This window comes from Nocardiopsis dassonvillei subsp. dassonvillei DSM 43111 (assembly GCF_000092985.1).
Classification (GTDB): domain Bacteria; phylum Actinomycetota; class Actinomycetes; order Streptosporangiales; family Streptosporangiaceae; genus Nocardiopsis; species Nocardiopsis dassonvillei.
The window spans coordinates 1240425-1264746 of record NC_014210.1 but is presented as its reverse complement, the minus strand read 5'-3'; the positions used below and the strand labels follow the sequence as shown (position 1 = coordinate 1264746).

Below are 24322 nucleotides of genomic sequence, written 5' to 3'. Positions count from 1 at the left end.
CGGGAGTGGCTGACGGGACGGGTGCTGCGAGGTCAGATCACCCCGTCCTGGACGTCCTCCGCCCTGGTCGCGCGGACCTGGTCGGCGAGCGCCGCGAGCGTGGGCGCGGCCAGGAAGGCCCGGGTGGACAGCTCGTCGCTGAGTTCGCGCCGCAGAACGGTGATCATGCGGATGGCCAGCAGGCTCGTGCCGCCCAGGGCGAAGAAGTTCGCGTCGCGGTCCTCGACGGCGGCGCCGGTCAGCTCGCCCCAGACGCGGGCGATGTGCTCCTCCACCCCGTCCGCGAGCGGGGCGCCGCCCGGACCGGCCTCGGCGGCGGCCAGCTCCTCCAGTGCCCGGAGGTCGACCTTGCCGTTGGCGGTCAGGGGCATCTCCCCGACCGTCCGCACGCTGCCGGGAACGGCGTGCGCGGGCAGCCGGGCGGCGAGGTGGCGGGCCAGGCCGTCGGCCACGACGCCGGAACCGTCCCCGGCCCCGATCCCCTCGCCGTCCTCGGTGACGAAGGCGACCACCCTGCGGGAGGTGCGCTCCCCCACCGTCAGCGCCGCGGCCCGGCGCACGCCGGGGTGGTCCTCCAGAGCCGCCTCGACCTCACCGAGTTCGAGCCGGTGGCCGCCCACCTTGACCTGACGGTCGGCGCGGCCGAGGAACTCCAGGAGCGCGCCCGGGCGGTAGCGGCCCTGGTCGCCGGTGCGGTACCAGCGCTCTCCCCCGGCGGTGACGAACCGGGCGGCCGTGCGCTCGGGATCGCCGCGGTAGCCGAGGGCGACCCCGGCCCCGCCGATCCACAGCTCCCCCGCCACCCAGTCCGGGCAGTCCAGCCCGTGGGGGTCCACCACCCGGTAGCGCTGGTCGCGCAGCGGCGTTCCGTAGGGCACCGAGGGCCACCCCGGCGGGACGTGGCCGCCGTCGAAGGCGTTGGACCAGATGGCCGCCTCCGTGGCGCCGCCCAGGGCCACCAGGTGGACGCGTGCGCCGCTCGCCTCGCGCAGGCGCGGCGCCAGGTCGCCGCCCACCCAGTCCCCGGAGACCAGGGCCAGCCGCAGCGAGGAGGGCAGCCCCCTGTCCCGCGAGGCCAGGAGCAGCATGTCGAGCAGGGCGGGGACGGTGTTCCAGACGGTGACGCCGTGCTCGGCGCACAGCGCGCGCCAGCGCTCGGGGTCGCGGCGCTCGTCCTCCTCGGGCGGGACGAGCGCGCCGCCCGCGCCGAGCAGGCCGAACACGTCGTAGACCGACAGGTCGAAGTCGAGCGCGGACAGGGCCAGGACCCGGTCGCCGGGGCCGACCCGGTAACGGTCGTTGATCTCGGCGACCGTGGTGAGCGCGGCGGCGTGGGAGACCTCCACGCCCTTGGGCTCCCCGGTGGAACCGGAGGTGAAGATCGTGTAGGCGGCCTCGCCGGGGTCGCGCGGCACGGGCGCGTCCAGGGGCGGGGTCTGGAGGAGTTCTGCCACGTCGGCGGACCGGGGCGCGCCGGTGCCGTCGCCGACGGCCAGCACGGTCCGGGCCGCGCGGTGGATGCGCTCGCGCCGCAGCGGGGGCTGGCCCGCGCCGACCGGAACGTAGAGGGCTCCGGCCGCCAGGACGCCCAGGACCGCGCAGACCTGGTCGGGGCCCTTGGGCAGGCACACCGCGACCGCGTCGCCGGGCCGCACGCCGCGTTCGACCAGTCCGGCGGCGACGCGCAGGGACCGGTCCGCCAGCTGGCCGTGGGTGGTCACGGCCCGGTCCGTGACCAGGGCGGGGGCGTCGGCGCGTGCGGCCGCGCCGTCGAAGAAGGCGTCGTGCAGCAGGGCCTTCCGGACGGTCCCGGAGGGGGCGTTGACCGAGGCGCGCACCACGCGCTGGTCGGCGGGCAGCATCCGGGCGCAGGCCTGCTCCCAGCCCTGTTCGCCGTCGCGGGCGAGCGCGCGCAGCAGTTCCAGGTAGGCCGCGAACATGGCGTCCAGGACCCCGGGGCGGAACAGCTCCTCCACCGCGTCCCAGTACACCTCCAGCCCGCCGCCGCTCTCCAGGACCTGGTTGTCCAGGTACACCTGGGGCGACTGGGACAGGCCCCACACCCGGCGCGGGAAGTCCGGGGACAGGTCCATGGACACCCCCTCACCCACACCCAGGGAGCTGGTGAACACCACGGGGATCCCGGGCTGGGCGGTGCCGGTGCGCCGCGCCAGCTCGCGCAGCACCTCCTCGGCGGGCACCTCCCGGTGGTCCAGGTCCCGGCCCAGGCGCCGCTGGAGGTCGCGGGCCGCCCCGGCGGGGTCCTGGCCGGGCGCGCGGTGGTAGGAGGTCAGCGACAGGGAGGTGAAGTCGCCGAGCACGCGGCCGATGTGGGGGTGCAGGTCGTGGCGGTTGAACAGGGTGAGGGTGAGGCTGAGTTCGGTCTGCCCGCTCCACCTGCCGAGGACCTCGCCGTAGCAGGCCAGCAGCAGGGTGGCGGGGGTGACGCCCGCGGCGCGGGCCAGGCCGGTGAGGGCGTTCCACTCCTTGGGGTCGAGCCGGTCGGCCCTGCGGGTGAACCGGGGCCGGTCGACGTCGGCGGGGTCGGTGCGCAGCGGCAGGGCGGGGGCGGCGGGCAGGTCCTCGACGCGCTCGCGCCAGTAGTCGCGGTCGCGCCGCTCGCGCTCGGGGTCCGGCCGCACCTGGGTGAGGTAGTCGCGGAAGGTCACCTCGACGGGGTCCAGGACGGCGTCGGGCTCGCGGTAGAGGCGGTCCAGCTCGGTGTAGAGGGTCATGATGCTGAGCGCGTCCAGGACCAGGTAGTCCAGGCCGACGCCGAGGCGGACGCGTTCGGCCCCGTCGCGCGTGTAGCGCACGGCCCGCACGTCGAACAGGGGCCAGCGCTCGGGGTCCAGGACCTGGTGGGACATGGCCTCGCGCAGCTCGGCGAGCGCGGTGTCGGGGTCGTCGGGGTCGGCCTCGGTCACGGGGACGCGCACGGGCGGCACGGAGGGCAGGACCCGCTGGTCGCCGTCCGCGTCGAAGACGGCCCGGAGCATGTCGTGCCGGGTGACGAGGCGGTCCAGGGCGTGCTCCAGGCGGCGCAGGTCCACGTCGGCGCCGTCGAACTCGGTGTAGTGGTAGGTGCCGACGCCGCCGAGGGCGAAGTCGGGGCTGCGCCCGGTGAGGTAGGCGCGCTGGACGCCGGTGGGCGGGAAGGGTTCGTGGCGTGAGGCGGGGTCGTGGACGACGCGCTGGCCGCCGACGGCCTCGCCTCGGGCCGGGAGGCGGGCGGCGAAGTCGGCCAGGACGGGGTGGGCGAACAGGTCCGAGACGCCCGCTCCGGCGTGGCCGAGCCCGCGCAGGGCGGCCACCACGCGGGTGGCCAGCAGGGAGTCGCCGCCGAGCGCGAAGAAGGAGTCGGTCCGGCTGACCGGGCCGGAGCCCAGCAGGTCGGCCCAGACGCGGGCGACGCGGCTCTCGGTCTCGCCCACGGGGGGCTCGCCGGTGCGCGGGGCTCCGGCCAGGTGCTCGCGCAGGAGGCGGGCGACGGCGGCCCGGTCGGGTTTGCCGTTGGGGGTCAGCGGGATCCGGTCGAGGACCAGCACGGGGTCGGGGAGCATGGCGGACGGTAGAAGGGTGCGGGCGTGCTCCGCCGCGGCCCCGGCCAGGGCGGCGGCCTCCTCGGACTCGCGGGGAACGACGACCGCGGCCAGGCGGGGCGCGGGCTCGGTGAGCGCGACCGCGACCGCCTGGGACACCTCCGGGTGCGCGGCCAGCGCCGCCTCCACCTCGCCGGTCTCCACGCGCACGCCGTTCACCTTGACCTGGTGGTCGGCCCGGCCCAGGAACTCCAGGGTTCCGTCGGGGGCGTAGCGGGCCAGGTCGCCGGTGCGGTACCAGCGCCGTCCGCCGGAGGTGACGAAGCGGTCCGCGGTGGCGTCGGGGGCGCCCCGGTAGCCGCGGGCCAGGCCCGCGCCGCCCACCCACAGCTCACCGGCGACCAGGTCGGGCCGGTCGCGTCCCTGGGCGTCGACCACGCGGCACAGCACGCCGGGCAGCGGGCGGCCCCAGGGTACGCAGGCCCAGGCGGGATCGGCCCGGTCCACCTCCAGCAGGGTGGAGTGGACGGCGGCCTCGGTCATTCCGCCCAGGGCGAGGAACCGGCACTCGGGGGCGAGGGCGCGCAGCCGTTCGCGCAGGCCGGGGGCGACGCGGTCGCCGCCGAGCAGGACCGCGCGCAGGGGCGGCATCGGCGCCATGCCGGACTCGACCGCCGACAGCAGCATGTCCAGCAGGGCCGGTACGCAGTTGAGGACGGTCACCGACGCGTCCGAGGCGGCCCGGGCCCAGCGTTCGGCCTCGCGCCGTGCCCCGGGGTCGGCCAGGACCGCGGCGCCGCCCGCCGACAGCGGCGCGAACAGGTCGAAGACCGACATGTCGAAGCCGTAGTCGGCGAGCGCGAGCGTGCGGTCGCCGGTGCCGGTGTCCAGGACGGCGTTGAGCACGTCGATCGTGTGCGCGGCGGCCCGGTGCTCGACCTCCACCCCCTTGGGCGTTCCGGTGGAGCCGGAGGTGAAGAGCACGTAGGCCAGCGCGTCCGGCGCGACCTCGCGCGGGGTTCCCGGCGGGGCCTGCCGCGTCTGTTCGGGGGTGAGAACCGGGAGGTGGCCGGGGGCGGCCGTCCCGGGGCCGGAGGCGGGCGCGGCGGGATCGGCGAGGACCGCCGGTGCGGGGTCGTCGCAGATCAGCAGGTCGGGCATGCCCTGGGCCAGGACGCGCGCGCGGCGGGCGGCGGGCTGGTCGCGGCCCAGGGGGAGGTAGGCGCAGCCCGCGGCGAGCACGCCCAGGACGGCGGCGACCTGGTCGGCGCCCCGGGGCAGGTCCAGGGCCACGGTCGCGCCCGCGGGCACGGCCCCGGCCACCGCTCCGGCCACGCGCAGCGCCCGGTCGGCCAGTTCCCCGTAGGTCAGGGGCGCGCCGTCGGTCAGGACCAGGGCGGTGTCGCCGGGGGCGGTGCGGGCGTGGTCGAAGAAGCGCCCGTGCAGCGGGCGGGGGCCGGGCGGCGCCGCGTCGGGGGTGTGCGCGGCACGCGCCCGGGCCCGGTCCGGGGAGGGTTCCGGACGGAAGGGGCGGCTCCAGGCCGCGGGGTCGTCGGTGAGGTCCTCGACGAGCGCGCGGTAGCAGGCGAAGGCGGCCTCCATGGTTCCGGGGGCGAAGGCGCGCTCGCGCAGGTCCCAGTTGAGCAGGAGCCCGCCGTCGAGTTCGGTGACCTGGGCGTCGAGCAGGACCTGGGGGCCCTGGGAGATGATCCAGGAGGGGCGGCCGAAGGACTCCTGCACGGGATCGGTGAACAGGGGGCCCAGGCCGATGGCGCTGGTGTAGACGACCGGGGCGAGGACCGGGTTGCCGCCGTCGAGGCGGGCCAGGTCGCGCAGGACCTCCACTCCCCCGTAGGCGCCGTGGTCGATCGCCCCGTGCAGGTCGGACTGAACCCTGCGCGCCCGCTCGGCGAAGGGAGCGGGGTCGGCGGTGTCCACGCCCAGGAGCACCGAGCTGCTGAAGTCGCCGACGACCCGGCCGACGTCGGGGTGCAGGGGCGCGCGGTCGAACAGGGGCAGGTTGAGCGAGAACCTCGGGGCCGCGCTCCAGGCGCCCAGCACCTCGGCGAAGGCGGCGGCCAGCGCGGCCGCGGGGGTGACGCCCGCGGCGCGGGCCCGCCGCTCGAACAGCCGGGTGCGCTCGGGGGTGAGCCGGTGGTGCAGGCGGGTGGAGCGGGTGGCGTCGGTTCCGGGCACGGCGGGGAGCGCGGCGCCCGGGAGGACGGGCAGTTCGGGCGGCGGGGGGATCTCGCGCAGGCGTTCGTGCCACCAGGAGCGGGCGCGCTCGCGCGGCCGGGGGTCGCGGGAGGCGCGTTCGGCGAGGTAGCGGGCGAAGCCGTACTCCAGGGGCGGAAGGTCGTCGCCCCGGTAGGCGGTGCGCAGGTCCTCCAGCAGGACGCGCAGGCTGAGGGCGTCGGCCACGATCATGTCCAGGTCCACGTGCAGGCGGGTGGCACCGCCCGGCAGCAGGGAGAGGGCCACGTCCAGGACCTGTCCGGCGGCGACGTCCATGCGGCGGTGGGTGGAGGTGTCCCGGATCCGCGCGAGGACCCGGTCGGCCTCCTCGGGGTCCAGGCCGGTCAGGTCGTGGACCGTCACGGCGGGGACGCCCTGCACGAACGCGCTGGTCCCAGCGGACCCACCAGGCTCAGCAGAGGGCATGGACGCGCCAGGCGCGTCGGATGCGGTCCCCACAGGAGCACTGGTCACAACGGGCCCATCGGACTCGACAGGCGCACCAGACTCAGCAGACGGCACGGGTACGACAGGCGCGACAGACGCGGTGGTCCCCACAGGCGCACTGGCCACAACGGACTCACCCAGCTCGGCAGGAGCACCAGACCCGGCAGGCGCGTCAACCGCTCCGGACGCGGCGAGGACGGTGGCCGCGGGAAGCACGCGCTGGTGGCCGTCGTCGTCGAACCTCACACGCAGCATCGGGTGGCGCTCCACCACGGCCCGCAGGGCCGAGGCGAGGCGTTCGGGGTCCACGCCGTGGCCGTCGAACTCGGTGTAGAAGTGCGCCGCGACCCCGCCCAGCGGCTGGCCGTCCTGGCGGCCGATCCAGTAGGCGTGCTGCATGGTCGCCAGGGGGAAGCGCTCCCCCTCCTCCACCGGCCGCACGGGTTCCTGCGGCGCGGGGCGCTCCGTGGCCGCCGAACCCCGCAGCAGGGCGCTCCAGGCGGCCGCCGTCGGGTTGGCGGACAGGTCCTCGAAGGTGACGTCGAACCCGTCCTCCCGCCAGGCGCCCACCAGGCGGATCAGGCCCAACGAGTCCAGCCCGTGCTCGAAGAGGTCGTCGGTGTCGGCGAACCCCCGGGTCCCGAGCACCTCCGCCACCTGCTCGCGCACGGCTCCGGCTCCGGTTCCCGCCCCGGCGTGGTCTGACACGGTGTTCTGCCCCTCTGTGTTCGGGTTCGACACGATCAGCAATAATGAAAACCGTTTTCATTGCCGATGTGCCTATGTATAGCACTGCCGCGACCGCCCGGTCGACCCGGGCCCGCTGAAATACGGGAGGGATCACATGCCCCAGGACTGGCTGCGCTGGCCGAGGGAGCAGGCGAGGGAGTACCGCGAACGCGGCTTCTGGGACGACCGGAAGCTGGACGGCCTGCTACGCGAGCGGGCCGACCGCCACGGGGAGCGCACCGCGCTCGTGTCGGGCGCGGACCGGCTCACCTACGCCGGACTGGACGGGCGCGTTGACCGGCTGGCCGCGGGGCTGGCCTCGCTCGGGGTGGAACCGGGGGAACGCGTCCTGCTCCAGCTGCCCAACCGGCGCGAGTACGTCGTCACGCTCTTCGCCCTGCTGCGGATCGGGGCCGTGCCGGTCCTGGCCCTGCCGACCCTGGGCGCCGCCGAGGTGGAGTCGCTCGTGCGCACGGCGCGGGCGTGCGCCGTCGTCGTCGCGCAGGGCAGGGGCCGCAGCGACCCCAGGGCGGCCGCGGCCCGGATCGCGCGGGACGTGCCGTCGGTGCGCGCTCTGGTCGTCGTCGGCGACCCCGGGGACACCGGCGGGGTGCGGTGGGACGCCCTCGCGGAGGCGGATCCCCTCCCCCGCGGCGGCGACGCCGGGGAGAGCGGGCGGCACGGGCGCACCCCCGAGGTCGGCGCCGAGGACCTGGCCCTGCTCCTGCTGTCCGGAGGCACCACGGGCACCCCCAAACTCATCCCGCGCACCCACGCCGACTACGGGTACAACGCCCGGGCGTCGGCCGAGGCCTGCGGAGTGGGCGAGGACGCGGTCTACCTGGCCGTCCTGCCCGTCGCGCACAACTTCACCATGGTCTCCCCCGGGATCGTGGGCACCCTCGCGGTCGGCGGCACGGTCGTCCTGAGCCCCGACCCCAGCCCGACCACGGCCTTCGCGCTCATCGAGCGCGAGGGGGTGACCATCACCTCGCTCGTGCCCGCGCTGGTGCCCTCCTGGCTGGACGAGGCCGGCCGCACCGGGCACGACCTGTCCTCCCTGCGCGTCCTCCAGGTCGGGGGGTCGCGCCTGGACGACACGACCGCCCGGCGCGTGGGCCCCGCCCTGGGCTGCCGCCTCCAGCAGGTGTTCGGCATGGCCGAGGGCCTCAACAACTACACCGGTCTGGACGACCCCGACGACCTCGTGTGCACGACCCAGGGCCGCCCCCTCTCGCCCGCCGACGAGGTCGCGGTGGTGGACGAGGCCGGAGACCCGGTGCCCCCGGGCACCCCCGGGGAACTGCTCACCCGCGGCCCCTACACCCTGCGCGGCTACTACCGGGCGCGCGAACTGGACGCGCTGCGCTTCACCCCGGACGGGTTCTACCGCACCGGGGACCTGGTGACCCGGAGCGAGGGCGGCGACCTGGTGGTCGTGGGCCGGGTGAAGGACCAGGTCAACCGGGCCGGCGAGAAGATCGCCGCGACCGAGGTGGAGGAGTACCTGCTGGCCCTGCCCGGCGTGCGGGCGGCGGCGGTGGTCGGCGTGGCCGATCCCGTCCTGGGCGAGCGCTCGGTCGCCCTGCTGGTGGCCGACGGGCGGTGCCCGACCCGGGAGGAGGTGCGCGGCGTGATGCTGGAGCGCGGCGCGGCCGCCTTCAAGGTTCCCGACGAGGTGCGCGCGGTGGCCGGTCTCCCCCTCACCGGGGTGGGCAAGGTGGACAAGGCGCGGCTGAGGCGGGAGTTGGCGGTTTCCTAGCCTGCGGGCTCGGGAGACGTAGGAGGCCCGGGGGCCGTCGGACCGGTGGTGCCGGAAGACCAGGCGATGCCGGTGGGCCTGGTGACGCCAGTCGTGCTGGTGGGCCCGGTGGCGCCCGGTGGGCTCGATGGTGTGACGACCGGGCCGCTCCCACACGGTGATCCTGCTCCTGGCACGGGTGTCGGCGTCGGCGGTGACGCCGGGAGCAGGATCACCGCCGGGGGCGCTCAGCCGTTCAGTGCGGCCAGAACCCCCTTGGTGCTCACCGTCCCGGCACAGCGGCGGGCGGCGTAGGACAGGGCCATCGCGTGGTCGCCCGCGGAGAAGTCCGCCACCGCGTCGGCCACGACGAAGGCCTGGACGTCGCGCATGAAGGCGTCGCACGCGGTCGTCAGGACGCCGATGTGGGCGTAGACGCCGCAGACGACCAGCTGGTCGCGGCCCGCGTCGCGCAGGTACTCCTCCAGACCGCTCCTGGCGAAGGCGCTGTAGCGCCACTTGGTCATGACGATCTCGTCGTCGGCGGGTTCCAGCCCCTCCACGATCGCGGTGTGGGCCGGGTCGTCACGCAGCCCCTCGCCCCACAGGTCGGTGAGCAGCCCCCGGTCGTCCGGGTCCTGGGAGCCGGGCTGGGCGGTGTAGACGCGCGGAACGCCGAGTGCGGCGCACGCGCTCCGCAGGGCGCCGACGTTGGCGATCAGGCTCGGCACCGGCTCCTCGTCGGGGGAGAAGGCGTCGAGGAAGTAGCGCTGCATGTCGTGGATGAGCAGGACGCAGCGGTCGGGGTCCACCGACCACGACATCCGGTTGTCGGGCAGGTCGCCCTCGCCAGGCATGGGGTAGGGCTCGATCGCGGGAAGGGACATCAGGGGTGTTCTCCATGTGGTGTCGGAACGGGGATGGCGGGTTTCGCGGGGCCGCGCACCGGTGCGCCGTGTCAGGGCGGCGGAACCCGGGCCGCCGGGTCCAGGGCGCCCGGGCCTGAGGCACCGGGATCGGGACCGGCGGAACCCGGCCCGACGGGCCCCAGCCCGAGGGCGTTGAGCATGGTGCGGAACTTGGCGCCGGTCTCCGCCGCCTCCTCGGCGGGCACGGAGTCCGCGACGATCCCGGCTCCGGCGAACAGGCGCGCCCGGGTCCCCGCGATCTCGGCGCAGCGCAGGGTGACGGCCCACTCCCCGTCGCCGTCGGCGTCGCACCAGCCGACCGCGCCCGCGTACAGGCCCCGGTCGAAGGGCTCCCACGCGCCGATGGCCCGTGCGGCGGCCTCGGCGGGCGTGCCGCAGACGGCGGGGGTCGGGTGCAGGACGGCGGCCAGTTCCAGCGCCGAGGGAAGGGGTTCCCGGAGCAGGCCGGAGAGGGGCGTGCCCAGGTGCCACATGGTCGCGGTCGCGGTCAGCGAGGGGGCCTCGGGAACGTCGAGCCGGGAGCAGAGCGGGCGCAGGCGTTCGGCGATGGCCTCCACGACGAAGGCGTGCTCGCGCAGGTCCTTGGCCGAGGCCAGCAGGGCCTCGGCGCGTTCGCGGTCGGCCTCCGGATCGGGGTGGCGCGGCGCGGAGCCCGCGAGCGGGTGCGAGCGCACCCGGCGGCCGCTGCGCGCGACGAGCAGTTCGGGGCTGGCCCCCACCAGGACCGGGGCCGGTCGCCGGAGGGGGTCCCGGTCCCGGCCGTCCGTCCCGCCGGAGCCCTCCCCGAAGACCTCCCCGGAGCCGAAGGCCCCCGCGGCGACCGCGAAGTTGAAGGCGCCCGGGTTGTCCGCGGTGAGGCGGGCCAGGACGCGGCCGGGGTCGAGGGGTTCCGCCAGGTCCAGCAGCAGGGTCCTGGCCAGGACGACCTTGTCCAGGCCTTCGTTGGAGAGGTGTTCGACGGCCAGGCCGACCAGGCGGGCGTAGTCGTCCGCGGAGGGCTCCTCGCGCAGGCGGTGCCGGGGCGGCGGACCGGAGGAAGGGGCCTCGGCGGCCGTTCGCGACGAACGCTCGCGGGAGGGCGGGTCGGGAAGGGAGCCCCCGCCCGGAATCCGCGGTGGGTCCGGGCGGGGCCTCCGACCGGAAGGGGGACCCCCTGCGGTGAGCGGCGAGCGGTCGCGGAAGAGCGGCCCGCGCCGGGAGCCCCCGCCAGGAGCACCCGACGGGCGCGGGCCGGTGCGGACGACGTCCGCCGCCATGAGCGCGGCCGGGGCGCCCGTCCGGAAGGGCAGGGCGCCCACGACCCGGGGGTCGTCCCATCCGGCGGCGCGGGCATCGCGCAGGGCGGCCTCGGCCTCCTTGGCGAGGTCCGCGCCCCCGCCGGACAGGGGGCGCGAGCGCCCCGGCGCGCCGTCGGCCGTCAGCGTGTGGTCGGGGGTGGACAGGACGAAGGGGCCGGGCAGGCTTCCCCGGGGTTCAGGCGCCAAGGCTCGCCCCTCCGTCCACGCGCAGGTCGTGCAGGGTGACGTGCCGGGCGCGCGGCGAGGCCAGGAAGGCGACGGCCTCCGCGACGTCCCCGGGCAGCGCCACCCGGCCCAGCGGGACGCCCGGGCGGAACGCCGAGGGGTCGTTGCCGGGCTCCGCCTCCGGGGAGGAGGGCCCGTCCTCCCACAGCTGGCGCCGCATCGGGGTGTCGGTCGATCCCGGGGAGACGACGTTGCAGCGGATCCCGTGGGGCCCCAGCTCCAGGCCCAGGCACAGCGTGAAGTGGGTCGCGGCGGCCTTGGACGCGGCGTAGGCGGCCATGGCGGCCCTGGGCACCGCGGCCGCGTCGGAGCTGACGGTGACGATGTTCCCGGCACCGCGCGGGACCATCACGCGGGCCGCGGCGCGGGAGACGTGGAAGACGCCGAGGGCGTTGACGTCGAAGACCTCCCGCCACACCCGGGAGGGGAAGCCGGTGACCGCGCCCCAGCGCAGCACACCGGCGACGTTGACCGCGGCGGTGACGGCGCCCAACTCCTCCTCGACCGAGGCCACGGCCCGCTCGACGGAGTCCTCGTCGGTGACGTCCACCGCGTAGTCGCGGACGCGGTGGCCCCGGCCGGTGAGTTCCGCGGCCAGAGCGCGGGCTCCCTCCCCGGCCACGTCCAGGGCCGCGACGCGGAAGCCCTGTTCGGCCATCCCCCGGACGACGGCGGAGCCGATGCCCCCGGCGGCCCCGGTCACCAGGGCCACACCGGGGTCTTGTGCAGAACGGGTCGTGGACACGACCCTCCTCTCGTGGAACACGGCAGCGGATCCCGGCGGCCCGTGGCCGGCGCGCCGCTCCCGACCGGGGTCCGTTTCCCGCGCCGCCCCCGCCCGCGGGGGTGGTGCGGGCACCCGGACACGGACCGAAGCGCGGGGCCGAAAGCGCAGGCCCGGAAAGCACGGACCCGGAAAGCGCTGCCTAGGTGCAGCCCGGACACACGCCCGACAGCTCGAAGGAGTAGTCCAGGGAGCCGTAACCGCTGTCCTCGCGGATGCGTTCGACGACGCTCCCCAGCTCGTCCGCCTGCGCGATGTCCTCCACCCGCCCGCAGACCCGGCACAGCAGGTGGTGGTGACGGGAGGAGGTCCTGCACAGCCGGTAGAGGCGCTCCCCCTCGGGCGAGTGGAGGGTGTCGAGGACGCCCTCCTCCGCCAGCCGGTGGAGCGTGCGGTAGACGGTGGACAGGCTGGGCGGCCTGCGGGCACGGGAGCGCCCTCCGGAGAGGGCGAGGTGGATCTCCTGACAGCTGCGGAAGCGCGTGCTCCGACCCAGGGCCTTGAGGACGACGTCGTCGTACTGGGACACCCGGGGCATCTCAGACCGCCGCCCGGTCGGTCCTCACGGTGAACGGCGTGCCCGCCGCCCCCGGCGCCGGGCACCGTCGCCTGCCTCCAGACACGTCACGGGCCTCCGGTCATGTGACACAGACTGCATGGAAATGATTTTCATAACCGTACCATGATCGCGCCCGTACCACCTCAAAACCTCCCTAACTACACTGGAATCCGGCTCCTGGGCCCCGCCGGAACCGTCGCCCGACCGGGTCGGGTACGCGCATCGCGGAAACCGGCTCGGCGGAGGTCGTGGCGCCCCGGGGCACGTTCACGAGGGTTCGTCCGTCCCGGTTCCCGGTGCCCACGACCGTACGGGCCCCGCCACCGAGCACCCGGCACCGGCGGACGGCACCGCTCCCGTAGCGTCACGGCCCGCCCGCGCACCGGGCGGAGCCGTCCCCGACTCCCGCGGGTGGACGCCCAACCCCGAACTGGCGGGGCCCGGGCCCGGCGTCACCCCTCTGCGGTGGAGCCCCCGGGAACCGGGCCGTCGGGGGCCGCGCCCCCGGGGACCCGCCCCTCCCCTGCCGGGTCCGGCCCGGCGGCCCGCAGGCCGACGAGGCCGAGGAAGTGGGCCATGTGGTCGGCCATGTCCACGCCGGAGTCGTAGGACCACTGCGCCTGGAGGCCGTCCATGAGGGCCACGGCCAGCACCGCCAGGCGGTCGGCGTCCTGCTCTGCGGAGAACCGCCCCTGCGCCTGGAGGCGCCGGATCTCCTCCGCGATGATCCCGCGGGCCGTGGCGTAGCGCTCCCGGAAGAAGCCGTGGGCGGGATGCCCCTCCTCGGCGGCCTCCGCGGACAGGCGCGAGTACAACTGCACGAGGCCCGGCACCCCGGCGTTGTGCCGGACCAGCCGCACCAGCGAATCGGCGATGCCGGGGCGTCCGGCGGCGTCAGGACCGCGTTCGGCGCCGTCGGGGCTTTCTCCGGCACCGCCGGGACGCCGAGCACCGGCCTCGGAACCCCGGTCGGCGCCCTCCCCGTAGGCCAGCCGGTCGAGTTCGTCGCGGTGGCGCAGCACCTCGACGAAGAGCCGTTCCTTGCTCCCGAAGTGGTGCAGCAGGCCGTTCTGGCTGAGTCCGACCGCGTCGGCGATCTCGCGCACCGTCGCGCGGCTGTACCCGTCGCGTCCGATGACGGTGAGCGCCGCGTCGAGGATCTCCCCGCGCTTGGCCACGCCCTTCGCGTAGGAGCCTCGTCGTGCCATGGCGCGACTGTAGCACTTGCCGCGCGAAAACCGCATGACGTACTGTTTTCGCACGGACGCGTCAACGACCCGCGTTTCCCCGGACAGGAGCGAGCAGCCATGACCCACGACCCAGCCGACCTGAGCGGGCTCACACTGGCGGAGAAGGCCTCGCTGAGCAGCGGCGCCGACTTCTGGACGACCAAGGCCGTGGGGGACGTCCCCTCGCTCGTGCTCACCGACGGGCCGCACGGCGTACGCCGACAGGCCGGTGCCACCGACCACCTGGGCCTGGCGGAGAGCCTGCCCGCGACCTGCTTCCCGCCCGCCGTCGGCCTGTCCCAGAGCTGGGACCCCGACCTGGTCGGGCGGGTGGGCGCGGCCCTGGGCGCCGAGGCCGGGGCGCTGGGCGTGGACGTGCTCCTGGGCCCGGGGATCAACATCAAGCGCGACCCGCGCGGCGGGCGCAACTTCGAGTACTTCTCCGAGGACCCCCTCCTCACCGGCGTCCTGGGCGGCGCCTGGGTGAGCGGCCTCCAGAGCACCGGTGTGGGCGCCTCGCTCAAGCACTTCGCCGCCAACAACGCCGAGCACGACCGGATGCGCTCCAGCTCCAACGTCGACCCGCGCACGCTGCGCGAGATCTACCTGCGCGCCTTCCAGAGGGTCGTGCGCACGTCCGCCCCGTGGACCGTGATGTGCTCCTACAACCGCATCAACGGCGTCTACGCCTCGGAGGACCACTGGCTGCTCACCACGGTGCTGCGCCAGGAGTGGGGCTTCGACGGCGTGGTCGTGAGCGACTGGGGCGCGGTGCAGGACCGGCCCGCCGCGGTCGCCGCCGGGTTGGACCTGGAGATGCCCGGTGACGGCGGCGCGAGCGACGCGCGGCTCCTCGCGGCCGTGGAGGCCGGGGCCTGCTCGACGGAGGACGTGGACACGGCCGCCTCCCGCGTGGCCGCCCTGGCCGCCAGGGCGCGCGGCTCCCGCCGGGACCGCGCGGCGGATCCCGAACGCGCCCCGGAGGTCGGCGCGCGGGAGATCGAGGACCACCACGCCCTCGCCCGCGAGGTGGCCGCGCGGTGCGTCGTCCTGCTCAAGAACGACGGCGCGCTCCTGCCGCTCGCGCCCGACGGGTCCGTCGCGGTGATCGGCGGCTTCGCCCGGAACCCGCGTTACCAAGGCGGCGGCAGCTCCCACGTGAACCCCACGCGCGTGGACGTCCCGCTGGAGGAGATCCGCGCCCTGGCCGGTTCCGGCGCGGTCGCCTTCGCCCCCGGCTACGCCGACCGGGCGCAGGACGGTACGGAACCGGGCGACGCGGCGGCCCTGCGTGAGGAGGCGGTGCGCGCCGCGTCCGAGGCGGACACCGCCGTGGTCTTCCTGGGCCTGGCCGAGCACCAGGAGTCCGAGGGCTTCGACCGGGAGCACATCGAACTCCCCGCCGAACAGCTCGACCTGCTCGCGGCCGTCGTGCGGGCGCAGCCCCGCACGGTCGTCGTGCTCTCCCACGGCGGCGTGCTGCGGCTCGCCCCCGTCGCCGAGCTGGCCCCCGCGGTCCTGGACGGGGCCCTCCTGGGCCAGGCGGGCGGCGGCGCGATCGCCGACGTGCTGTTCGGCCGGGTCAACCCGTCGGGGCGGCTCGGCGAGACGGTGCCGGTCCGGTTGCAGGACACCCCCGCCTACCTCAACTTCCCCGGGGAGAACTCCGCGGTGCTCTACGGCGAGGGCCTGTACGTGGGCTACCGCTGGTACGACGCCCGCGACATGGAGGTGGCCTTCCCCTTCGGGCACGGCCTGTCGTACACGAGCTTCGCCTACTCCGACCTCGAACTGGAGCAGGACGGCGCCGGGATCACGGCGCACCTGACCGTGACCAACACCGGGGACCGGTCCGGGCGCGAGGTCGTGCAGTTCTACGTCGCCAAGCCCGACTCGGCCGTGTCGCGGGCGCCGCGTGAGCTGAAGGGCTTCACGGGCGTGACCCTGGAACCCGGTCGCAGCGAGCGCGTCAGCGTCCCGCTGTCCCGGGAGGACCTGGCGTACTGGGAGGTGCGGGCCGACCGCTGGGTGGTCGAGGGCGGCGAGTACGTGGTGTCGGCGGGCGCTTCGAGCCGCGACCTGCGGGTCACGGCGGCGATCGCCGTCGAGGGCGACGCGCTGCGCCTGCCGGTGACGCTCGACTCCACGCTGGGCGAGGTCATGGCCGACCCCGGGGCGGCGGCCCTCCTCGCCCAGGCCTTCACGCCTCCGGCGGCCGAGGGCTCCGACAACGCCATGGGGATGGACATGGCGCGGATGATGGCCTCGATCCCGATCCGCCGCCTGGCGAGCTTCGGCCCGACGGGACTGGACGAGCTCGAAGCACTCGTCGCGAGGATCAACGCCGAGGACTGAGCGGCCGACCCGGCCGGGCCCGCCGCGCTCGCGACGCGGCCCCGATCCGCCGGGCCGCCCTCACAGGGGCGGCCCGGCGTCCGGAGGGGCCCGGGCCGGACGCCCCTCCCTCCGTCTGCCCCGTCCCTCCCCGCGCGGGGCCCTGTACCGGCGGGGCGGCAGCGGGGATACTGGGGCGATGTTCGAGGGCTTCACCTCCCAGCACGTCCCGCTCGGCGACGCGACCGTCTTCGTACGCCACGGCGGCCGGGGCCCGGCCGTGCTGCTGCTGCACGGCCACCCCCGCACCTCGGCGACCTGGCACCGCGTCGCTCCCCTGCTGGTCGAACAGGGCTTCACCGTGGTCTGCGCCGACCTGCGGGGCTACGGGCGCTCGCGCGGTCCCGCGCCCTCGCCGGACCACACCAACCACTCCAAACGCGCGGTCGCCTCGGACATGGCGGCGGTGATGCGCCTGCTGGGCCACGACCGGTTCGCGCTCGTCGGCCACGACCGGGGCAGCTACGTGGCCCTGCGGTTGACCCTGGACCACCCCGAACTGGTCTCCCGGGTGGCGCTCATCGACTGCCTGCCCATCAGCGAGCACCTGTCGCGGATCACGCCCGAGTTCGCCACACGGTGGTGGCACTGGTTCTTCTTCGCCCAGCCGGAGGTTCCCGAGCGCGTCATCAACGCCGACCCCGACCGCTGGTACACCGGCGACCCGCGGAGCATGGGCCGGGAGAACCACGAGGAGTGGCGGCGGGCGGTACGCGACCCCGAGGTGGTGCGGGCGATGCTGGAGGACTACCGCGCCGGTCTGACCGTCGACCGGGCCCATGAGGAGGCCGACCGCGCCGCCGGGGTCCGCGTCCGGTGCCCCGCGCTGGTCCTGTGGTCGCTGCGGGACGACCTGGAGGAGCTGTACGGCGATCCGCTGCGTGTCTGGCGGTCCTGGGCGGACGACGTCCGCGGCCACGGCATCGACTCGGGCCACCACGTCGCCGAGGAGGCCCCCGAGGAGCTGGCCGCGGCCCTGGGCGGCTTCCTCACCGGGTGAGCCTCCCCGCCCGCGGTCTCCGCTCCCCGGCGCCGGTTCGGGTCGAGGGCCCTGGTGCCCCCGGAACCCGCGGGATTCGCGACGGACAGTAGGAACCCGACCCGGGGCTGTGTCGTTGCACCTCCGTAGCACTCATCCGAGTTTTTCGACGAAAACACTGGGAATGCGTTCGGGAAGTAGCCGATGACTGGGTAGAGGGCTGGAGATGTGCCAAAGCAGACAGCCGGAGGTTGAGATGACGCAGGCTATCGGCGACCCCGGACCGATCGTGCGTGCGCTGACCGCTCTGGGGCTCCCTCCCGTGTTCGATCCCCAGCATCGCAGCAGCGGCGCGCACGAGGAGGACGTGCCCGCGCTCGCGCAGAGTCTGATCGCCGCGGCGGAGATCCAGGCCGGTCCGGACTCGGTGCGCCCCGCCGAGGGAGCGCCGAACGCGTGGGCCCACGCGGTGCAGGACCGGGAGGTGGGGCAGGCCCTGCTGTACCGCAGGATGGAGCGGACCGTCAGCGACTGGCAGTGGGCGACCGACCCGGCCCCCTCACGGCCGGGTGCGGCTGCGGAGGCGGCGATGTGCGCGGCGCACGCGCTCATCGCCGTGCACTCGGCTCCGGACGGACACCACGTCCAGGCCGCGCTGGACGAGGCGGAGGACGCGCTGTTGGCCGCCGTGGTGCTGGTACGCGGCTCCCGCTCCGCCGCCGCGTGAGGCGCTCCTCCCCCTCGTGCCAGGAGTCCGTACCGCCTCGGGGGTGCGGACTCCTGGCACGTGCGGGCCCTACCGGTCCAGAAAGTCCCCCGTCACCTCGGCGAGGCGGTGGTGGGCCTCGGCGTCGTCGATGTCGGCGGGCAGGTCCCCCGACTGGTCCCCGTAGGCGCCGAACTGGGCGTGGTTCATCCCCTGGACCTGGTGCGTGTGCGCGTCGGGCGGCAGGTTCGGGCGGTTCTCCTCGACCGTCGCCGGGTCGGACAGGCCGTCGCGGCTGCCCGAGACCGAGATGACGGCGAGGTCCTCGCGCCCGGCCAGGCCCGCGCCCTCCGTGGCGTAGGAGCCCCACAGGACCAGTCCGACGACCGTGTCGTCCGTGCGTCCGCCGAGGTGGGAGGCGGCCATGGCACCGCCCAGCGAGTGCCCGCCCACGTACCACGCGTCGACGCCGTCGCCGTGGTCGGCGATGGCGCGGTCGGCGCGGTCGGTGTCGAACACCGCGAAGTTCAGCGGCATCCGCGGGATGACCACCCGCACGGCGGTGTCGGCGGCGACCAGCGCCCAGGGCTCGGCATAGGCCTCGGGTGCGACGCGCGCGCCCGGGTAGAAGACGACTCCGACCCCGGGAGGGGCGTGGGTGGAGCTGACGACCACGGCGTCGTCGGTGACGGCCACCTCCACGCCGGGGGTGGCCACGGCCTCGCGCAGCGCCCGCGGCTCCGCCTGGTAGGGGTTGAGCGCCCAGACGGCGAAGCCGCCGACCGCGAGGACGAGCAGGAGCGTCAGGGCGAGCGCGGCGATTCCCAGCGCCTTCGCGGCGCGGCCGCGTTCGCGGTTCTTTTTCTTCACGCTTTCCAAGATACTTGTTTACTGAGGAAAGAACGGAGGTAGCGGTACAGGGACACACGGTCGCGGGCCGCCTCCGCACGGACACCGGCTCGACCGGACTCCGTCACCGACCGGGTTCCAGCACCGGCCGGTCTCCGGAGCGGACCGGGCGCCCGCACCGACCAGACGCCGACCCCGGGGAGAAGCCATGACCGCCGCGAACGCCTCACCCGCCCCCTCCACCCGCGCGTCCCTCCTGGGCCTGGCCGGGTTCGCCGCCGCCGTCACCGCCGCCGCGCTCGTCGGGGTGCTCTCCAGCACCAGCACCGCCGCGGAGTACGCCGCCCTGCGCCAGCCCTCGTGGGCCCCGCCCTCCTGGGTGTTCGGCCCGGTGTGGACCACGCTGTACGCCATGATCGCCGTGTCGGGCTGGCTGGTCTGGCGCCGCCACGGCTGGCGCGGCGCCCGCCCCGAGCTGACGCTCTACTTCGTCCAGCTCGCGCTGAACGCGGCTTGGACGCCGCTGTTCTTCGCCGCCGGTCTGCGCGGGGTGGCCCTGGTCGACATCTGCCTGCTGGTGGTGGCGCTGACGGCGACCATCGTGCTGTTCGCCCGCCGGTCCCGGTGGGCGGCGGTCCTGCTGGTGCCCTACTGGGCCTGGACGGCCTTCGCGACCGCGCTCAACCTCTCCGTCTGGTGGCTCAACACCGGCGGCTGAGGCTCGGCACGTCCCGGGCACAACCCCCGGACGGTTTTCGGTCAGGAAGGAAACTCCTTTGTGGCCCTGGGTAGATCGCCCGACTCGGGACCCGGCCCCGCTCCGACCGCCAGAGGGTGTTCCCGCAGTTCGCACACTCCTTTCGCCACATTCACCCGGGTTCGGCGCACCCCGGCGGAGCGACACGGGACACACGAAAATCGCTGTCCTGATTTTTATCGTTCCGTTATGGGGGAATGACCTGGACACCAGACGGAGAGTGCTGCCGTCACACAGGAGGAGTACCGAGAAAGAAAGAGGAAGCATGCGGATCATCCAGCCGAGCATGAAGCGCATCAAGCTGGTCGTGCCCGACACCGTCGATTTCGTCGGCATCCGCGACCTCGACGGGACCTTCACCAAGGTGGCCTCCCCACAGAAGAGCTACCGCTTCAAGCGTGAGGACGCCTCCTTCGACTTCGCCTCCACCGGAAAGACCGTGGAGGAGGACGGAGACAAGGCCGAGGTCTTCACGGCGGTGAGCGTGAAGTAACGGCGTCCCCACACGCCTCCCCAGGAAACCCCCAGACAGCGCCAGAGCACGGAGGTCCTCACGTGCGGCCCGGAACCCCTCCCGGGCCGCACGTGCTCTGTGCGCGGCCGCCCGTCCGCTAGCGGCCCGAGAACAGCACCAGGGCCTGGGCCGCCTCGGCCGGGACGGTCAGGTCCAGGCCCGTGGTCTCGCGGAACGCCTGGAGCCGGTTGACCACCGTGTTGCGGTGGCAGTACAGGGCCTCGGCGGTGGCCTTGACCGATCCCGTCGCGGCGTAGTGGGTCAGCGTCTCCAGCAGCCGCGCCCGGCTGTCCCCGTCGAGCCGCTCGAAGCGCTCCACCCGGTCGCGTCCGAAACCGGGGATCAGTCCGCGCAGCTGGTCGTGGGCGATGGCGGACCAGACGTCCTCCTCGCGGACGAACCCGCCGCCGGTGCCGGCGTAGCCGGACAGGACGCGGGCCGCCTCGACGGAGGCGGGGACCGCGGCCAGCCCCCGCACCCGCGCGACCAGTCCCCCCGAAGTCCCCGGGGGCAGGTCCGGCCACGGCGTGCGGGCGGTCTCGCGCACCAGGGCGACGCCGTCGTCGAACTCCCACGCCAGGCCCCCGCCGCGTTCGCGGACCCGGGCCGCGGGCCGCTGCTCCCGCTCCGGGGACGGCACGACGAAGGCCACGTCGAAGGTCCCGTGCTCGGGGAGCCCCAGGGTGCCCGCCACCTCGGAGGCCACGGCGGCGGCCCGGCTCCCGGAGTTGAGCAGCCGGGAGAACGCCTGGGCCGCCGCCGCCCGGGAGTCGCGTTCCAGGGCGGCCCTCTCCTCCAGGAAGGCGGCCTGCACGTCGCTGATGTACTGCTCGACCGTGGTGAGGATCTCCTCGGCGTGCAGCACGAGGATCTGCGAGGATCCCGGCCCGCCCGCGCGCACCAGACCCGCCCAGAGCACGCGGAAGTCGAGCCGGACCGCCTCCAGCAGGTGCTCGCGCGCCACACCCTGGCGGGCCCGGCGCACGCCCAGGCGGGTGGAGAGGTCGCGCAGGTGGTCGGGCAGGGGCACCCCGGCGATCCGCCGGGTGAGCATGTCGAAGGTCTCCGTGGCGCTCTGGCGCAGGTCGGTGTCGGGGACCATGCCGTCGGTGTAGTTGCCCAGGGCCGCCAGGCGCTGGAGGAAGTCCTCGACGAGGTTCTCCCGGTCCTCGGCGAGCCGTTCGACCATGCCCGCCCAGGACCGGGGCTCGTCGGCGGGCGGGGCCTGCTCCGCGGGGTCCGTCACGGCCGCCTCCCTTCGTACGTCTCGACGGCTTCCGGTGTCCGGGCTCGGCGTGCGGCGCGCGGCGTCCAGCACCTGCGTTCGGCACCCGGCGCCCGCGCTCGGCATCCGGTACCGAGTCTATGTGCACATGCACAGCACCCCCGGGGAATCTTGTGTGGATGACGATTGAGCGCCGCGGGGCGCGTGGCGAGGATGGACGTGGCCCACGCCCGGCCCACGCGACCCGACGCTCTCCGAGAGGAACACCGCCATGACCGCACACGAACAGGACCCGTCACAGGACGCGGCACCCGCCGACGCCCGCTTCCTGGAGGACTTCCGGGCCATGAGCGCCTTCGGCGCCACGCCGTCGGGGGGCGTCGACCGGCAGGCCGCCACCGGGCCCGACATCGCCCAGCGGCGGTGGCTGGAGGAACTGCTGGTCGAGCGGGGGCTGCGGGTGGTCTACGACCGCATCGGCAACCAGTTCGGCCTGCTGGAGCGGGTACCGGGCGCCCCCTACGTGGTCGTCGGCTCGCACATGGACTCCCAGCCCACGGCGGGGCGCTACGACGGGGCCTACGGCGTGCTGGCCGCCGCCCACGCCGTCTTCCGGATCGCCGAGCAGGACGCCGCCGCCGGTGCCCCCGCGCCCGTGTACAACCTCGCGGTCGTGAACTGGTTCAACGAGGAGGGCTCGCGCTTCACGCCCTCCATGATGGGCAGCGCCGTCTACACCGGCGCGCTCCCGCTGGAGACGGCACTGGCCGCGCGCGACGCGGCCGGGGTCACGGTGGCCGAGGCCCTGGCCCCGACGGGCTTCCTGGGCGGGGACGACGGCCCCGAGGCCGCCTTCTGCGCCGAGATCCACGTCGAGCAGGGGCGCGTCCTGGAGGAGTCCTCCACCACGATCGGCCTGGTCAGCGCCAGCTGGGCCGCGCGCAAGTACGCGGTCACCGTCCACGGGGAGCAGGCGCACTCGGGGGCGACCGTGATGGCCGACCGCCGCGACGCGCTCGTGGGCGCCTCCATGCTGGTCGTGGCCGCGCGCGAGCTGGCCGACCGGTTCCCCGGGGTCCTGCACACGGCCGTGGGACAGTTCGACGTCTACCCGAACTCGCCGGTGGTGGTGCCCTCGCGCGTCGAGCTGCTGCTCGACCTGCGCTCGCACGACGAGGAGGTGCTCGCCGAGGCCGACCGGCTGTTCCAGGAGCAGGTCGCCCGCATCGAGGCGGCGGCCTCCGTCACCGTGGAGCAGACCCTCTCCCACTCCTGGGGCGTCAACCCCTACCAGCCCGAGGGCGTGGCCCTGGCCCGCGCCAGCGCCCGGAGCCTGGGACTGAGCAGCGGCGAGGTCATGACCGTGGCCGGGCACGACTCGATCAACATGAAGGAGCGCGTGCCCACGGTCATGCTCTTCGTGCCCTCGGTCGGGGGCGTGTCCCACAACGAGGGCGAGTACACCGAGGACTCCGACCTGGTCGCGGGCCTGGCGGTGCTCACCGACGTGGTCCGGCGGCTCGGCGCGGGCGAACTGGCCGCCGACGGGTCCTACACGCCCGGACGCGCGTGAGCGCACCGCCCGGCCCCTGAGCCGGAGAGCCGCGAGGGGCCCGCGCGACGTCGCGCGGGCCCCTCGCCGCGTCCGGGAGCGAAACACCGAACACGGACCCCGGCACCGGGAAGGACGGCCGCCCCGTCATCGGGCGGCGCCGCCGGTTCCCCGTGCGCGGTGCGGAACGGGCCCGGACGGCGGAACGGGCGGTGACCGGGAGCCCCCGGTCACCGCCCGTCGCTTTCCGTCCTACGGTGTCAGCGCACCACCACGTCGTCGCGGACGCGCAGCCGCTCGCCGTAGAAGCCGCCGACCGCCGTGACCAGGGCGATCCCCAGGAACAGCACCGAGGCGACCCAGGAGCGTCCGTCCGCGCTCTCCAGCAGGGCGGTCGCGATGAACGGCAGGAAGCCGCTCAGGGCGCCGGCCAGGTTGTAGGCCAGCGCGACGCCGCTGTAGCGCAGGTTCGCCGGGAACAGCTCGGTGAGCAGCGCGCCGGAGACCGCGTAGGCGATGGACAGGAAGCCCACGCCCCCGGCCACCGCCAGCACCACCAGCACCGGCGAGGTCGTGTCGATCAGCCAGAACACCGGGAAGGCGATCACCGCCGTGGCGATACCGCCCCACATGGTGACGCGCCCGGGGCCGAGCTTCTCGGCCAGGCGCCCGAAGTAGACGATCACGCCGATCTGCACCACCGCGGCGACCAGGGTGGCGTTGACCATGAGGCTGCGCGACAGTCCGAGGGTGTCGGTGCCGTAGCTGATGGCGAACGTCGTCATGACGTAGAAGCCGCCGACGCCCAGCATGGCGGACGCGATCGCGATGAGGAGCCTGCCCCACGCGTGGCGGAACACGTCGACCGCGGGGACCTTGGAGCGCGCCTCCTGCTTCTCCATCTCCTCGAAGACCGGCGACTCCTCCACCTTCTGGCGGATGTAGACCGCGACCAGCAGCAGCGGGAAGGCCGCGAGGAACGGCAGGCGCCAGCCCCAGGAGTCGAACTGCTCGGCGGGCAGGAGCAGGACCAGCGAGAACGCGCCCGAGGAGAGCAGGGTGCCCACGGGCGACCCGATCTGCGGCAGGGCCGCGTAGCGCCCGCGCTTCTCCGGCGGGGCGTGCTCGACGGCGATGGTCACCGCGCCGCCCCACTCGCCGCCGACCGCGACGCCCTGCACGAGCCGGAGCAGGGCCAGCAGCAGCGGAGCGGCGATGCCGATCGAGGCGAAGTCGGGCAGCAGGCCGATGAGGCCGGTGGCCACACCGATGGAGACCACGGTGATCAGCAGCGCTGGTCGCCGTCCGATCCGGTCGCCCATCCAGCCGAACAGCACCGCGCCCAGCGGACGCGCGACGAAGCCGACGCCGAAGGTGGCGAACGCGGCCAGGGTGGCGGCCGTGGCGTCCAGCGTCGTGAAGTACAGCCGGTTGAACACGAGCGCGGCGGCCGTACCGAAGAGGAAGTAGTCGTACCACTCCAGTGCGGTGCCGACGAAGGCCGCGAAAGCGATCCGGCCCGCCTCGCGACCGCTCACCACCGGCCCGCCGCGTGCCGGGCGCTCCTCGGTCGCCTCTGGGTCGAGGTCACTCATCCTTGGTTTCTCCTATTCGCTGTCCGCGCCGGC

At 74.9% G+C, this 24322-nt stretch carries 16 protein-coding genes; 7 read left to right on the top strand and 9 right to left on the bottom strand.

Going from position 1 to position 24322, the window contains the following annotated elements; genetic code table 11:
* Positions 1–32: 32 nt before the first annotated feature.
* Entirely contained in the window at positions 33–6932 is a 6900-nt protein-coding gene (locus NDAS_RS05135) for a non-ribosomal peptide synthetase (RefSeq protein ID WP_232051642.1), read from the bottom strand.
* A 136-nt stretch (positions 6933–7068) separates the two neighbouring features.
* On the opposite strand from NDAS_RS05135, the gene NDAS_RS05130 reads away from it, so the two are divergent.
* The gene (locus NDAS_RS05130) at positions 7069–8715 is read left to right on the top strand and encodes a (2,3-dihydroxybenzoyl)adenylate synthase (protein ID WP_013152078.1); all 1647 of its coding nucleotides are present in this window, start codon (positions 7069–7071) and stop codon (positions 8713–8715) included.
* A gap of 227 nt (positions 8716–8942) precedes the next feature.
* Here NDAS_RS05130 and NDAS_RS05125 read toward each other — a convergent pair whose 3' ends face one another.
* The 5 genes from NDAS_RS05125 to NDAS_RS05105 form a co-directional block, all read right to left on the bottom strand.
* Entirely contained in the window at positions 8943–9581 is a 639-nt protein-coding gene (locus NDAS_RS05125; RefSeq protein ID WP_013152077.1) for an isochorismatase family protein, read from the bottom strand.
* Between the two features lie 71 nt (positions 9582–9652).
* Positions 9653–11107 carry an isochorismate synthase gene (locus NDAS_RS05120; RefSeq protein ID WP_013152076.1) on the bottom strand — a complete coding sequence of 485 codons (1455 nt, stop codon included), beginning with the start codon at positions 11105–11107 and terminating at the stop codon, positions 9653–9655.
* On the bottom strand, positions 11097–11858 hold the full coding sequence (locus NDAS_RS05115) for a 2,3-dihydro-2,3-dihydroxybenzoate dehydrogenase (protein WP_049800288.1): 762 nt from the start codon (positions 11856–11858) through the stop codon (positions 11097–11099). Before NDAS_RS05115 ends, NDAS_RS05120 begins: the two co-directional genes overlap by 11 nt.
* Positions 11859–12072: 214 nt before the next feature.
* Positions 12073–12468, bottom strand: a complete 396-nt coding sequence (locus NDAS_RS05110; RefSeq protein ID WP_013152074.1) for a Fur family transcriptional regulator — start codon at positions 12466–12468, stop codon at positions 12073–12075.
* A gap of 473 nt (positions 12469–12941) precedes the next feature.
* On the bottom strand, positions 12942–13697 hold the full coding sequence (locus NDAS_RS05105) for a TetR/AcrR family transcriptional regulator (RefSeq protein ID WP_049800287.1): 756 nt from the start codon (positions 13695–13697) through the stop codon (positions 12942–12944).
* A 99-nt stretch (positions 13698–13796) separates the two neighbouring features.
* Here NDAS_RS05105 and NDAS_RS05100 point away from each other — a divergent pair, with 99 nt between their 5' ends.
* From NDAS_RS05100 to NDAS_RS05090, 3 genes are all read left to right on the top strand, one after another.
* A complete protein-coding gene (locus NDAS_RS05100) occupies positions 13797–16073 on the top strand; it encodes a glycoside hydrolase family 3 C-terminal domain-containing protein (protein ID WP_013152072.1) in 2277 nt (758 codons plus the stop codon).
* A 178-nt stretch (positions 16074–16251) separates the two neighbouring features.
* Positions 16252–17112, top strand: coding sequence for an alpha/beta hydrolase (locus NDAS_RS05095; RefSeq protein WP_013152071.1), 861 nt, complete (start codon positions 16252–16254; stop codon positions 17110–17112).
* Between the two features lie 235 nt (positions 17113–17347).
* Positions 17348–17818: a hypothetical protein gene (locus NDAS_RS05090; RefSeq protein ID WP_013152070.1), complete on the top strand. Its 471-nt coding sequence runs from the start codon at positions 17348–17350 to the stop codon at positions 17816–17818.
* A 69-nt stretch (positions 17819–17887) separates the two neighbouring features.
* Here the strand turns inward: NDAS_RS05090 and NDAS_RS05085 are convergent, their stop codons facing one another.
* Positions 17888–18667, bottom strand: coding sequence for an alpha/beta hydrolase (locus NDAS_RS05085; RefSeq protein WP_013152069.1), 780 nt, complete (start codon positions 18665–18667; stop codon positions 17888–17890).
* Between the two features lie 187 nt (positions 18668–18854).
* Between NDAS_RS05085 and NDAS_RS05080 the strand changes: the two genes are divergently transcribed.
* Positions 18855–19364 carry a TspO/MBR family protein gene (locus NDAS_RS05080; RefSeq protein WP_013152068.1) on the top strand — a complete coding sequence of 170 codons (510 nt, stop codon included), beginning with the start codon at positions 18855–18857 and terminating at the stop codon, positions 19362–19364.
* A 304-nt stretch (positions 19365–19668) separates the two neighbouring features.
* A complete protein-coding gene (locus NDAS_RS05075; protein WP_013152067.1) occupies positions 19669–19896 on the top strand; it encodes a hypothetical protein in 228 nt (75 codons plus the stop codon).
* A 118-nt stretch (positions 19897–20014) separates the two neighbouring features.
* Here the strand turns inward: NDAS_RS05075 and NDAS_RS05070 are convergent, their stop codons facing one another.
* A complete protein-coding gene (locus tag NDAS_RS05070; protein ID WP_013152066.1) occupies positions 20015–21163 on the bottom strand; it encodes a helix-turn-helix domain-containing protein in 1149 nt (382 codons plus the stop codon).
* Positions 21164–21413: 250 nt separating this feature from the next.
* Between NDAS_RS05070 and NDAS_RS05065 the strand changes: the two genes are divergently transcribed.
* A complete protein-coding gene (locus tag NDAS_RS05065) occupies positions 21414–22715 on the top strand; it encodes a M20 family metallo-hydrolase (protein WP_013152065.1) in 1302 nt (433 codons plus the stop codon).
* Between the two features lie 239 nt (positions 22716–22954).
* Here the strand turns inward: NDAS_RS05065 and NDAS_RS05060 are convergent, their stop codons facing one another.
* Positions 22955–24289, bottom strand: coding sequence for an MFS transporter (locus NDAS_RS05060; protein ID WP_013152064.1), 1335 nt, complete (start codon positions 24287–24289; stop codon positions 22955–22957).
* Positions 24290–24322 lie beyond the last annotated feature (33 nt).